The organism is Longicatena caecimuris (assembly GCF_018406465.1).
In the GTDB taxonomy this organism is placed as follows: domain Bacteria; phylum Bacillota_I; class Bacilli_A; order Erysipelotrichales; family Erysipelotrichaceae; genus Longicatena; species Longicatena caecimuris.
The window spans coordinates 2,681,081-2,694,094 of record NZ_AP024510.1 but is presented as its reverse complement, the minus strand read 5'-3'; the positions used below and the strand labels follow the sequence as shown (position 1 = coordinate 2,694,094).

At 35.3% G+C, this 13,014-nt stretch carries 13 protein-coding genes and 2 tRNA genes; 9 read left to right on the top strand and 6 right to left on the bottom strand.

Annotated features, from left to right (window positions below; genetic code table 11):
* Nucleotides 1–266: 266 nt before the first annotated feature.
* The 3 genes from KJS44_RS12605 to KJS44_RS12595 form a co-directional block, all read right to left on the bottom strand.
* Nucleotides 267–1,457: a site-specific integrase gene (locus KJS44_RS12605; RefSeq protein WP_117603100.1), complete on the bottom strand. Its 1,191-nt coding sequence runs from the start codon at nucleotides 1,455–1,457 to the stop codon at nucleotides 267–269.
* A 76-nt stretch (nucleotides 1,458–1,533) separates the two neighbouring features.
* Entirely contained in the window at nucleotides 1,534–1,740 is a 207-nt protein-coding gene (locus KJS44_RS12600; protein ID WP_117603101.1) for an excisionase, read from the bottom strand.
* The gene (locus KJS44_RS12595) at nucleotides 1,740–2,750 is read right to left on the bottom strand and encodes a replication initiation factor domain-containing protein (protein WP_117603102.1); all 1,011 of its coding nucleotides are present in this window, start codon (nucleotides 2,748–2,750) and stop codon (nucleotides 1,740–1,742) included. The genes KJS44_RS12600 and KJS44_RS12595 overlap by 1 nt, the downstream gene beginning before the upstream one ends.
* 536 nt (nucleotides 2,751–3,286) lie before the next feature.
* Here KJS44_RS12595 and KJS44_RS12590 point away from each other — a divergent pair.
* The 7 genes from KJS44_RS12590 (at nucleotide 3,287) to KJS44_RS12560 (ending at nucleotide 9,802) form a co-directional block, all read left to right on the top strand.
* The gene (locus KJS44_RS12590) at nucleotides 3,287–3,958 is read left to right on the top strand and encodes a helix-turn-helix domain-containing protein (RefSeq protein WP_213540134.1); all 672 of its coding nucleotides are present in this window, start codon (nucleotides 3,287–3,289) and stop codon (nucleotides 3,956–3,958) included.
* 292 nt (nucleotides 3,959–4,250) lie between these two features.
* Nucleotides 4,251–4,874 (top strand): TetR/AcrR family transcriptional regulator, encoded by a 624-nt coding sequence (locus KJS44_RS12585; protein WP_213540133.1) that lies wholly within the window; start codon nucleotides 4,251–4,253, stop codon nucleotides 4,872–4,874.
* A gap of 85 nt (nucleotides 4,875–4,959) precedes the next feature.
* The gene (locus KJS44_RS12580; RefSeq protein ID WP_213540132.1) at nucleotides 4,960–6,645 is read left to right on the top strand and encodes an ABC transporter ATP-binding protein; all 1,686 of its coding nucleotides are present in this window, start codon (nucleotides 4,960–4,962) and stop codon (nucleotides 6,643–6,645) included.
* A 303-nt stretch (nucleotides 6,646–6,948) separates the two neighbouring features.
* Nucleotides 6,949–7,185: a winged helix-turn-helix domain-containing protein gene (locus tag KJS44_RS12575; protein ID WP_420844658.1), complete on the top strand. Its 237-nt coding sequence runs from the start codon at nucleotides 6,949–6,951 to the stop codon at nucleotides 7,183–7,185.
* Between the two features lie 182 nt (nucleotides 7,186–7,367).
* Nucleotides 7,368–8,189: a MerR family transcriptional regulator gene (locus KJS44_RS12570; protein WP_213540131.1), complete on the top strand. Its 822-nt coding sequence runs from the start codon at nucleotides 7,368–7,370 to the stop codon at nucleotides 8,187–8,189.
* Nucleotides 8,190–8,269: 80 nt separating this feature from the next.
* A complete protein-coding gene (locus KJS44_RS12565) occupies nucleotides 8,270–9,247 on the top strand; it encodes a serine hydrolase domain-containing protein (protein WP_213540130.1) in 978 nt (325 codons plus the stop codon).
* 156 nt (nucleotides 9,248–9,403) lie between these two features.
* Nucleotides 9,404–9,802: a winged helix-turn-helix domain-containing protein gene (locus KJS44_RS12560; protein ID WP_244976548.1), complete on the top strand. Its 399-nt coding sequence runs from the start codon at nucleotides 9,404–9,406 to the stop codon at nucleotides 9,800–9,802.
* A 657-nt stretch (nucleotides 9,803–10,459) separates the two neighbouring features.
* Here the strand turns inward: KJS44_RS12560 and KJS44_RS12555 are convergent.
* Together KJS44_RS12555 and KJS44_RS12550 are read right to left on the bottom strand one after the other, a co-directional pair.
* Nucleotides 10,460–10,545 (bottom strand) — tRNA-Leu (locus tag KJS44_RS12555).
* Nucleotides 10,546–10,919: 374 nt separating this feature from the next.
* Nucleotides 10,920–11,005 (bottom strand) — tRNA-Leu (locus tag KJS44_RS12550).
* 279 nt (nucleotides 11,006–11,284) lie between these two features.
* Here KJS44_RS12550 and KJS44_RS12545 point away from each other — a divergent pair.
* Nucleotides 11,285–11,668 carry a hypothetical protein gene (locus tag KJS44_RS12545; RefSeq protein WP_008690777.1) on the top strand — a complete coding sequence of 128 codons (384 nt, stop codon included), beginning with the start codon at nucleotides 11,285–11,287 and terminating at the stop codon, nucleotides 11,666–11,668.
* Between the two features lie 98 nt (nucleotides 11,669–11,766).
* A complete protein-coding gene (locus KJS44_RS12540; RefSeq protein WP_008690778.1) occupies nucleotides 11,767–11,916 on the top strand; it encodes a hypothetical protein in 150 nt (49 codons plus the stop codon).
* Between the two features lie 78 nt (nucleotides 11,917–11,994).
* Here the strand turns inward: KJS44_RS12540 and KJS44_RS12535 are convergent, their stop codons facing one another.
* A complete protein-coding gene (locus KJS44_RS12535) occupies nucleotides 11,995–13,011 on the bottom strand; it encodes an aspartate-semialdehyde dehydrogenase (protein ID WP_008690779.1) in 1,017 nt (338 codons plus the stop codon).
* Between the last annotated feature and the right edge of the window lie 3 nt (nucleotides 13,012–13,014).

Below are 13,014 nucleotides of genomic sequence, written 5' to 3'. Positions count from 1 at the left end.
GGGATGTTTGATAATTGATTTTTCTCTTGCTATATTGATTAAGTTAGAAAAAACTATCAAAAATAAACAAAATTGAAAATAATTTATTTGTAAATTTAACATAAACTTAATATAGATTTTTGATTATCTTTTCATATCTTCTTATATGTCCGCAAGTCCTTATTTTATCGGCTTTGCGGACGTTTTCGTTATCGAAAGATACTTGCTTATCTCTGCATTTCTTCACATATCTTCATGGTCAAACGTGGTAAATATCGTGGTACGATTTAGGCTATCATGCTCTTTAATTCTGCCTTGACGCTTTCTGCTGACGCATGGGCATACAGGTTCAGCGTGATACTGATATTGGAGTGTCCCATGATATACTGCAAGCTCTTTGGGTTCATGTTCCTGTTTGCAAGTCGTGTACAGAATGTATGACGCAGGATATGCGGTGTTATCTTTGGCAGGCTGTCCTCATGGTACTTGTTGTACTTCTTTGTCAGATTGGAAAAGGTTACTGTATAATAAGCATTTGTCATTGGATAACCTTTCCTGTTCAGAAAGAGAAAACCGCTGTAACCGTCAATCGCTATCGGCTCTGTTTTCTTCCTCTCTGCCATGATACGTTTAAATGCCTGTTTTACTTCCTCACTCATGGGAACATCACGCACACCGCTCTTTGTCTTTGGTGTTTCTATGTAGTAGCCAATCTCTTTGCTGTAAAGTAGCTGGTGGTTCACATGGATAACTTCATTTTCAAAGTCAATGTCCTGTCTTGTCAGTCCGCACAGCTCCGAGATACGAAGCCCCGTCTTTAACAGTATCACGATTGCGTCATAATATTTTTGATATACCCTGTCTTTGCGGACAAAAGACAACAGTTTTTCTTCCTGTTCCTCTGTGAGTGCCTGTCGTGGCTTTCTGTCGTCCTCTATGACTTCGTTCAGCTTGAAATCAAAAGGGTTCTTCCTTACGAGGTCATCAGCTATGGCAATGTGGAATGACGCATTTAACGAGCGTTTATGGTTGCTTATGGTCTGATAGCCGTAGCCTTTCTCTTTCATGCGTAACGCCCATTCCTTAGCGTCTGAAAGACGTATGCTGGCAATACTCCTTGTCCCCAGCATATCGTCCTCTAATATCCGCATGAGCGTCTTTCTGCCTTGCTGGGTGCTTTTCTTTACGTTTGCCCTCTGTGCGTTCTGTTTGGCATAGAGCTGGCACAGCGTCATTTTTCCGCCTGTGGTGTCGATACCGTCCTGCAAGTCCCTTTGTATCTCCGCTTCCAGTTCCCTCAAGGATTTTCCGTTCCTCTTTCCTTTGGGTACGGGGTCTGTGGGTACAAGTTTCCATGAGTACACATATCTTGTCTGTCCCTGTGCGTCCACATATTTATACAAGTATCTTCCGTCTGCTCGCTGGCTCTCTCCCGTCTTTAACAGGCGACCTTTATTGTCACGTCTTTTTTCTGACATGGTTATCTGCTCCTTTCCTAAGAAAGAGCCTCGATATGACTTATGATGATAATATCACATACAAGGCTCTTTTTCACTAGATTGTGTCGATTTTGTCCAGCATTTTTTCAAACTGTTTTTTCTTGATGAGCAGTCGGTTTCCGTTCATCATATACCAGTTGCCGAACCTGTCCTGCTGGGCAAGCTGTCTTATCTTGTTCTGACCGACTGAAAAATACTGGGACGCTTCTTCTACCGTCATGGCGTATTTCTCCCATACGGGTACTTGAACATTATTATTCATCAAATACCCCCTTTTGCGTGTTTCGTATCATACTGGATATAGGGGATAAGGTCGGTGCGGTTTATCCTCTGTAAGTGTGCGGTTAATTTGCTGGAAAGGGAAGTGCTGTATCTTGCCTTATCCAGCATAGTTCCTACCCGTTCCAATCCGCCTAATGCGTCATGTTCTTCCAAGAAGTAGAAACTTTTTACAGCGGAAATCACGCCACCCTCTGTAAGCCATTGCTGTGTTTCTTCAAGGGAATTATGTTGTTTTGGTACTTGCAGTTTCAAGACTTCCACAGCCCCTAAAAAGCGTTCCCAAAATCTACACGTTTTCCACCTGCTCTTATTGCTTTCATTTCTGTTTGCTACGACAAAGCGTAGGTTGTTTGCCAATAGCCCGAAAGCCAGTTCCCCAAGTTCAAGCGGTCTGTCCTTGAATGTCATAGCAAAGGCATGAGCCTTATCATCACGCAGTTGCATTTCTGTCCGTTTCCAGCTCCCCACTTCATCAAGTGTCTTATTATATTTTGAACAGACTTCCTTATCCTTGTCATAAAAGCGGTAGGACAATCCCGACTTTCCAGCACCGATATAAACAGTTTTGGCGGTGTCAAAATCGTCAAACTTGCTTTCATCAAAGTGGTAGCCCTCACTATTGGAGATAAACTCCTCTTTTTCACATTTCTTCTTTATCTGCTCAATGGTAAAGAATGGTTTTTCATTCTTATCATCAATGGCAACATCAAGCCTTGTAAAATGATAATTGCCTGTCCCGTATCTTTTCTCACAGCGTCGGAACATATCTCCAAAGGTCAAACATTTATCTTCAAGGATACGGTAAATATCATCACAGCCTCTGCCAGTCATAACGAGATAACAGCCAAGCCCCTGTGGATTGTCCTCTGTCTTTCTTGCGTCCCCAGATACATAAATGTCCCCAATTTCCCAGCGTGTCTGATAGGTCTTAAATCTTACCGCTGCTGGATAGACATTGAAAATATCAGTCGGTAAACCTAAAATGTACATGATTACATCTTCTGCGGTTGCAGTATCAAATACAATGCTGATGTAATCAATCTTAACGGATAAATTTTCATGTGTAGTTATAGTGCATTACTCCTTTCGTATGCCCCGTTTTTTGCGGGGTATAAATTGCATTTTTCTCTTTATTTATCACAGTTTCTAGGTACTATGACATGTATACGCAGGGCGGTGTTACATATACGCCCTCTGCGAACGCCGAAAGGCGTTCCTTTCCAAAAGGAACTGTCTGTCCGCTCCACGTCTGGGGGACGTGTCCCGTCCAGCCAGCCCCTTTTGGAAACCATGATTTTCGGTCTGATAGTCCATGCCTATTCATGCTATCAAAGCGAAAACAACTCATTTATATGCTTGCTAAAGCTTGTGATTGACCCTAGCGTGCTTAATCACTTTATCTGATACGATAATAACGCCATTAGAATTACTTGTCAAGAACTTTTTCTTGACTTTTTGGAACAAAATAAGTATGATAGGCTTATAAAGAGCAGGAAAAGCAATGAAAGGAGCGGTTATACTAAGTTATGGAGGGTTATATAAAGAAAATCAGTTTCTTAGGAGAGAACATACAGACCATAAGAAAACACAGAGGAATGAAACAGCAGGAGCTTGCGGACGCTATCGGTATCAATATGCAGAGCCTTTCCAAGATTGAAAGAGGAGTAAACTATCCCACCTTTGACACGCTGGAAAAGATAATGGACGTGCTGGGAGTAACGCCTAATGAATTGTTGTCGGGAGAATGGAAGTATATCGACCATACCGAACCGTATATCATGGACGTTATCAAACGGGAACAGGACTTCAATGTTTCCTTAGACTATCTGCCCGAAAATGAATATTTCAAATCAGAGCAGGAATGCAGATTTTATATGGAAACAAAGCTCATGCAGTATATCAGCAATTACATTGCCAATGAAGCTGTGGGGCTGGAAGAACTTATGGAAATCAAGCAGTTGATACAGCGTCAGAAGTTGGAACGTGTTATGAGGGTACATAAAGAAATGCGAGGGTTAGACCGATACCGAGAACAGCCGAAAGAATACAAATATCACAATCCCTATGATGACAGGGTATTCCGTCAGCTTGCGGACATAGACAGAAGAAACAATATCCCAGACACTTCACCCGAACAGGATTTTGATGAAATGGACTTTGAAGAATATATGAAAGACAAGTGGGACAGAGGACTTTGATTTTCCTCTTGTGTGGAAGATACAGCAAACAAAAAGCCCAGATCAAGAGTACAAGTACCACCTATGGTGGCAGGCTCTTGACAGGGCTTTTTATTTTCTGTGTTGGGTAATCAAGAGGAAAAAAGAGAGGTATTGTCAAAATCATTGACTATCAGATAAAGGTTACATAGGTATCCCAGTATGAATTAACATTACATAAGGATAACAACTGGAGATTGTATAAATTATTGACATACATGCACCTTGCATGATATTCTATACATGTAGAGTGCATGTATAAGGAGGTGGAAAATTGCCACGAAATAAATATCCAGAGGAAACTGTCCAAAAAATACTAGATGCTTCTTTAAAACTGTTTTTAGAAAAAGGATATGAAGAAACAACAGTATTAGATATCATAAGTGAAATGGGTGGATTAACAAGAGGAGCTTTTTATCATCATTTTAAATCAAAGGAAGAAGTTTTTGACGCTTTATGTGAAAAACTGTTTTATGAAACTAATCCTTTCAAGAAAGCAAAAAAACATAAAGAATTGAATGGATTAGAAAAACTAAAATTTGTCTTAAAAACCTCATTTGATGAAACGGAACATCGTCGACTAAGTATAGCGTCCATGGAACTCTTGGGAAGTCCTGCTTTTTTAAAGAAATTGATTGAAAGCAATCAAGAATTAACTCCTATGTATCAAGAATTGATAGAAGAAGGAATACAGGACGGCTCTATACAAACAGAACATTCAAAGTTATTAGCAGAGCTATTTGTTCTTTTGACTAATTTTTGGTCAATACCTACGATATATCCAATGACATCAGAGGAAATGTGGGAAAAGTTTCTAATGATTAAAGAAATTACAGATAAGTTAGGGCTTCCAATAATTGATAATGATATTGTTGAATTATGCAAAAAAAATTCATAAAGAAAATAAGATTGTCGTAAGGCAATTTTATTTTCAGACATATACATACATGTAACATGTATAATTTATATTAAGGAGAAAGATTATGAAACTCTATATTAAACAGAATAAAATTTTATTTTTATTAACCATTTTAACAAGTGTAATTGCTTCTTTAGGATATGTGTTTATGGCTGTCCTTTTGCAACAATTATTAGATATAGCCGTAGAAAAAAACATGCAACAATTTACGGGAATGATTTTATTTTCGATTGTTTATTTTGCAATGCTAGGGATTTTTCTCTATCTTCAATCCTTGCTTAGCAAAAAAGTTATATGCAGAATTATGCGTCAAGTTCGTTCTGATGTATTTCGTGGAACAGTTAATTATAGTATAGAAGAATTTGAGAAAAGAAATACTGCTGATTATATATCAATTATTACAAATGATGTAAAAATGATAGAGGATAATTTTTTACTTCCTTTTTTTGAAATAGTACAATATACAGTTATATTTATTTCCTCTTTCATGTTAATGATTTACTTTGATATTATCGTGACTATATGCGTTATAGTAGCGATTGCTATCATGTTTCTCATTCCGAGTTTATTGGGAGGGAAATTGGAAAAAAGGCAAAATACATTTTCTTCTAAACTAGCAGATTTCACAGGTAGTTTAAAAGACATTTTATCTGGATTTGAAATCATTAAGTCCTATTCCATGAAACAATATGTAATTCAGCGATTTAACAAAGAAAATTGTGAAACTATCCATTCTAAATACAATGTAGATAAATTGCTTGCGTTAAATGAGGGACTATCTTCTTTTCTTGCTCTTATGGTTCAGATAGTTGTTTTGTTTTTATCCGCCTATTTCATTATTACAGGACGTATAACAATAGGTACATTATTGGGAATGGTGCAAGTAAGCAGTAATTTAGCTAACCCGCTTATTATGATATTTACCAATGTTCCTAAAATAAAAAGCATACAACCTATTATTGAAAAATTGCATAACATTTCTGAATGTTCTTCTATGGACTTACATAAAGAACGTGTAACTTCATTTAATCAGTATATTCTAGCTAAGAACTTGTCTTTTTCCTATGATAGGCAAACACAAGTTTTAAATGAAATGAACTGTATCATTGAAAAAGGAAAAAAATATGTTGTTGTAGGAAAAAGCGGTTGTGGAAAAAGCACTTTTATAAAGTTGTTAACAGGCTATTATTCTGATTATAAAGGAACACTCCTATATGACGATAGAGAATTAACTCAGCTAGTGAAAGAAGATGTAGTACAACTATCTTCTATCATTCATCAAAATATTTATCTATTTAACGAAACTATATTCGACAATATCTGTTTACATGAAGATTATCCAAAAGAAATGATTGACAAAGTTGTAAAGGAAAGTGGACTAGATAAATTTATATCTGAACTTCCAAATGGGCTATTCTATCAAGTCGGAGAAAATGGTTCTAATTTGTCTGGCGGACAAAAACAGAGGATTGCGGTTGCACGAGCTTTGATTAGAAACAAACCTATCTTAATATTAGACGAGGGTACGTCTGCTATTGATATGCAAACAGCCTATGATATTGAAAGCAGGTTACTCAAAATGAACGATTTAACACTTATAACAATTACTCATAATTTGGAAGAAAAACTGTTGAAAAAATATGATGAAATTATTTATATGGAAAATGGAAATGTTAAAGAACAAGGTTGTTTTCAAGAACTTGCTGATACATCGTCTTGTTTTTCAGAATATTTGCATTTAAAGGAATAAAGCATTTATGATTAGATTTAAAAAGGAGATGTGAAAGAATTGTTGAAATATGGAATGAGATTAAGTAGCGTTGTATTTCGGTTGAAACATGGAAAATTGAAAATTGCAAATAAAGGGGGCGATTAGTATGGGAAAATTATACTAATTGAAATTTCAGACAAGGAAGAAAAAATAGTTCAGCAGGCTATTGAATGGATTGCTGAACAGCTATCTGCTTCTGACATTTTAGAAAATAAATCAAACGAACTGCAATTCAGCTTATTTAAGAGAACTGTTACAGACAGAACTGGTACTGCTGTTTCTTTGACTTCAAAAGAATTTGACCTGTTGTACTTCCTTTACCTACATAAAGGACAAGTATTTACAAAAGAACAGCTTTACGAAAATGTATGGGGATTTGAGAATATGCCAAAAGATACCAGCAATCTTCCCTCGTTCATTCGTAAACTACGAAAAAAGATAGAACCCGACCCAGACAACCCGATATACATTATTACTGTCTGGGGTGTGGGTTATAAATTCAACGAAGAAAAACCGTAACTGTTTTCACACTCGTGTGATCTGACAGGTACAGTTTTTTTACAGCAAAAAGTTGGAAATCAATTTCTTATCATGTTACTTTAGGTGTGAGTAAAGAATAATGATATAAAATTACCACATTGACTTTCCCCTTACGGCAAGGTGTAACATAAGTGTGGAAGTAATTTGAAAGGAGAAGATTTATGCTATCTATCGGTGAATTTTCAAAGATATGTAAAGTTTCTACAAAGACACTTCGTTACTATGATGAAATTGGGCTTATAAAACCCAGCAAAATCAATCAAGAGAACGGTTATAGATATTATTCCATTGAGCAATTAGAAACTATGTTGTTTATTAACCGTCTGAAGCAGTACAGATTTTCTTTAGAAGAAATTAAAGCAATTATCACATCAGAAGAAATACTGAATGAAAAATTATCCATAGAGCTATATAAGAAAAAGATAGAGTTTGAAAAACAAATACAGATATATTCCCAAATTACAGAACGGTTAAATGAAGATATATCAGTTTTGAAACAAGGAAAATCAATCATGTCTTATTTGAATAAGATTGATGTACAGCTTGTTGAAATACCAGTTATGTATTTAGTTTCTATTCGTAAAATGGTTTGTAAGGTTGAAATGGAAGAACAATATGCTTGTTGCTTTCATTCAATATTGAGGAAAATCCAATATGATAAATTAACTGTCAATGCTCCACCTATGGTACTTTTTCATAGTGATGAGTTTACTCCATTAGGATTAGATACAGAATTTGCTATTCCAGTAGAACAATTTGTTACTGGAACTAGAGATTTTTGTCCAGGACTATGTTTAAAAACAACTCTATATGGCGGATATTCTAATTTACCATCTATTTATACGAAACAGTGTGAATGGGCAGAGCAAAACGGTTATGAAAACAATGGTCCTCTTTATGAAGTTTATATTACTGACCCAACACAAACTTCAAATGAAGATGACCTAGTAACAGAAATTTATTATCCAGTAAAAAAGAAATAAGAAAATATATGAAAAAATTGTATTTTTTTTGAATGAATATTTCATAAATGATAACGTGGAACGGAGATGAAATTGATAGTATGAATAAAAAAGAACTGCACGATTTTATTAAAGAAAAACAGCCTAATATCTGCCAAATATCATGCTATAAGGACGGTAAAGAAGTTTATTCAGATGAATGGAATGATTATAAAAAAATAGATACCTGCCATGTTATGTCTGCAACTAAAAGTGTTGTTTCATTACTTGTCGGAATAGCACTTGATAAAGGGTTTATAGAAAATATAGACCAACCTGTATTAGACTTTTTCCCCGAATATAAAATTAAAAGAGGGGAAAAAACAATTCAACAGGTTACAATCAAGCATTTATTGACTATGACCGCACCTTATAAGTATAAATACGAGCCATGGACTAAAATATGTTCAAGTGATGATTGGACGGTTTCAGCCTTAGATTTTCTGGGTGGAAGAAAAGGATTGACTGGACAATTCAAATACTCAACTTTAGGCATACATATACTAACTGGAATTATATCAAAAACGAGTGGGATAAAAGTCGTTGACTTTGCAAATAAGTATTTATTTGAACCTATTGGAGTAGAAAAACATATAAATTATTTAGCGAAAACCGCCGAAGAGCATAAACATTTTACTATATCAAAAGAACCGAAAAAGAATATATGGTTTTGCGACCCAAAAGGGATAGGAACAGCAGGATATGGTTTATGCTTATCTGCGACAGATATGGCGAAAATCGGACAACTTTGTTTAGATAAAGGTGTCCATAACGGAAAACAAATTGTGTCGTCAGAATGGATAGAACAAATGACAAAGACTAATTATAAATGCGGAGAAGAATTTAGAAATATGTCTTATGGGTATTTATGGTGGATTGTAGATGAAAATAAGCATATATATTCAGCAATAGGTAATAGCGGAAATGTTATATATGTAAACCCGTCGAATAATATAGTGATAGCAATTACTTCATATTTCAAACCAACAATATTTGACCGTATAGATTTTGTACAAAAGTATATTGAACCATTTATTTAAAATTAGCTAGATATAAGAGTAGATAAATTTGAGATTTACATAGTGATTGAGATTTACATAGTGAACAAGTAAGTCTTATGAGTATAGTAAGTGATGAAAACTTATGTTTTATCATGTGTTAGTTGAGGAGGTGGTTGGTATGGGAAAATTTTAATAGTGGAATTTAAGGAAAATGAAGAAATAATTTTTCAGCAGACTATTGAATGGCTGACCTCTAAATCTTTTAATTCTTCTGTTCTTATTACTCAACAGTTATCCGAATTTCAGATTAACCCTTTTACAAGAAGTGTCGTAAATAAGAATGGAGAATTGCTATTTCTTACTTCAAAAGAGTTTGACTTATTATACTTCTTTTATTCTCATAAGGGACAGGTGTTTACAAAAGAACAGCTTTACGAAAATGTATGGGGATTTGAAGATATGCCAAAAGATACCAGCAATCTTCCCTCATTCATTCGTAAATTAAGAAAAAAGATAGAACCCGACCCAGACAATCCGATATACATTATCACTGTCTGGGGTGTGGGCTATAAATTCAGTGAAGAAAAACCGTAATTATTCATTTACACACTAATGTAAAAAAATAATTATGGTTTTATTTATATAGTCATATCAAGGCTCATTCAATCATGGTAAATTCGTGGTAAAATAGTTAACTTTTTAGTGATGAATAGTCCTTAAATCCTATATTTATGTAGATAATCGGTTTTTTATATCAAGTTTATATCAAATTTTAATAAAATTGCTATAATTGCTACAATGAGACTTGCAAAACTTGAATATCTTAATATTGCTGAAAATAAATTTTTTCTCATAATTTTTTTTATTTATAAAAGTTAGTTTGACGAACCACAGTATAATAACTAGTAACTCTATTGATATCAGTAACTGTTCCTCCTGGTCCATAGACAAGTCATTATACTAAAAACGTTTATAACCAATCTTTTAATTTTTATCCTCCTTTTTTATTCTATAATTTAAAATTATAATAAAGTTCCCATGTTTCCACCTCTTTCTAACATTTACAGTATACAAAAGAATATTAAAAAATATAAGACTCATTTATTTGCTATATTTATGGTATGATATGAAAGTAAGCACTAAACATAACTCAGTTTTTACTTTAAAAAAATTTCACCATTTACATGAGATAATTCATGTAAGGAAAAGAGTATAAAAAAAGCGCTGATATAGAGCGCTTCACTCACGATATGGTGCAGGAGAAGAGATTTGAACTCTCACGCGATTGCTCGCACTGCCGCCTGAAGACAGCGTGTCTGCCGTTCCACCACTCCTGCTTAATTGAGTGCTTATATATAATAAACTATTTTAAAACATTTGTCTAGTAGAAAATGAAAAAATTATATCCGTAAAACAGTTTCTTTACAGTATATAATGGCGAGAAAAAACGTGACGAAATTTAGCTATTTCGATTGCGCAATTGTGCATAAATAAAGGCTATATAGCAGATGATATATGATGAATTCATGAATCACACAGGATGTAGGAAAAGCCTTTGATAAGTGTAGAATGCTCTTACATGAAAGCTATGTTATAAGGATGTTTTGGCATCACCGAAAAAGAAAGTAAGTAGAAAAAAAGTCCTTTTGAAAGGACTTGCTCTTTCATAAGATATTTAAGGTAACCCTAAAACATCTTTTTTGATTTTCATTGGTGCAGCCGATGAGACTTGAACTCACACGAGCATACGCCCACTACCCCCTCAAGATAGCGTGTCTGCCATTCCACCACGGCTGCTCATTTATGCTTTATAATAATACTATATTTTTTTTGATTTATCCATAGTTTTTTTAATTTTCTTATGATGCATTCCATCTTATAAAAAAGCTATCCATAATGGAAAGAAGACAAAACGCTTATGCATTGTTTGTTGCAGTGCAAAGCTTGCGACGATAACGAACAAGATATGTGAAAAGCCTTACATCATAAAATTCGTCTAGAAATCACATGATGCACACACTCATCACATATTTATAGTAGATAATAGAATCCGAATAAAAGAAAGGTTGAATGTTAATGTCAAAAAATAAGATTAAAATCTCGAAAGCTAGTATCGTTTTTTATGTAGCATCTGTTGTATTTCTGGGAATTGCCGCATTTTATTTCTATATTACGTATGAATCAGTTGTTACCTACAGTCAAAGTGCCAGCTTAGAAATCAAAGATATGCTAAATGCTTATTTCAGCAATTGTGCCCCTTTCTTCGCATATGCTTTTGGTTGCTATGGTATCGGTTTTATTATCTCAAAAATTGGAAATCTAAATCAAATACTTGCATTATGCTTGGATGATGCTATCGCAGAAACCCAGGATCAGGATGTTGTTCCTACACAAACTGAAGAAACTATGCAGGATGTTGAAAGTGATGCAAATCGCGAAATTGCTACCGAAGAAGCCTAATTTCTAACGGTGCGTACTCTTCATAAAATCTTCATATAAAATTAATATTATAATCAAGAAAAAGGAGTATCCTAACAGTATGAATGGAGGGATACCGGATGAAAGAAGTTATCGAAACGTTTTTGCAAGGAAAATTAACAGCATTCTTTTGTATATTGCTGGCACTGCCATTTCTTATTATGATGGTATCCTTATCACGACGCTTTCAGCCCATGCTGATTGAAAAGGATTCCTACAAAAACGAATAGTAAAAAACCTGTATAATCGTGGTATGGCAGAATGACATCTGTGCATATTTACGAAATACAGGTTTTTTCACGTCTTAATTATTTTTCCATCTGTGCAATTACCAGCTCGGCAATCTGAACAGCATTCGTTGCCGCCCCTTTTCTTACTTGATCGCCGCAGCACCAAAAACTTAATGCGTTGGTATGGTTGCTCATATCTTCACGGATACGACCGACAAATACCAAATCTTGATCAGTGGTATCTAATGGCATAGGATATTTTTGATGTTCAGGATCATCAACTAATTTCACACCTGGAGCAGTTTGCAACAAGGCTCTGGCTTTTTCAACGCTGATTTCTTTATCGAATTCAACCATGATTGATTCGGAATGGGAACGATATACCGGAACCCGAACACATGTACAATTCACACAAAGATCAGGATTGTCCATGATCTTTCTTCCTTCATTTTGCATTTTCATTTCTTCACTGGAATATCCCGCTTCATTAAAGCCACCTATTTGAGGAATCAGATTATAGGCAATCTGATATTGGAAAGTAGAAACTTCTACTTCTTTCTCATGGGCGATTGCGCCAACTTGCTGATTCAGTTCTCGAATACCGTTTACCCCGGCTCCAGAAACTGCCTGATACGTTGATACGACCATGCGTTTTGCCTTTGCGTAGCGATGCAGTGGTGCTAAAGCTACCAAAGCAATGATCGTTGCGCAGTTTGGATTGGCGATGATGCCGTTATGTGAGGCAACGGCTTCTGGATTTACTTCTGGTATCACCAATGGTACATTGGGGTCTAAACGATAGGCTGAGCTGTTATCCACAACAACGGCACCAGCTTCTACAGCTTTCGGTAAAAAGCGCTTAGCAATATCATTCTCCGCAGCACCTAACACGATATCGATACCTTGAAAGCTTTGCTCGGTTGTTTCCTCAATGCTATACTCTTTCCCATTGATTTCCATTTTTTTACCGGCACTGCGCTTGCTGGCTAATAAATGTAATTCATTGATGGGAAAGTTTCGTTCCATTAAGATTTTGATCATTTCCTGACCAACGGCACCTGTAGCACCTAAAATAGCCACATTATATGTTCTCATATA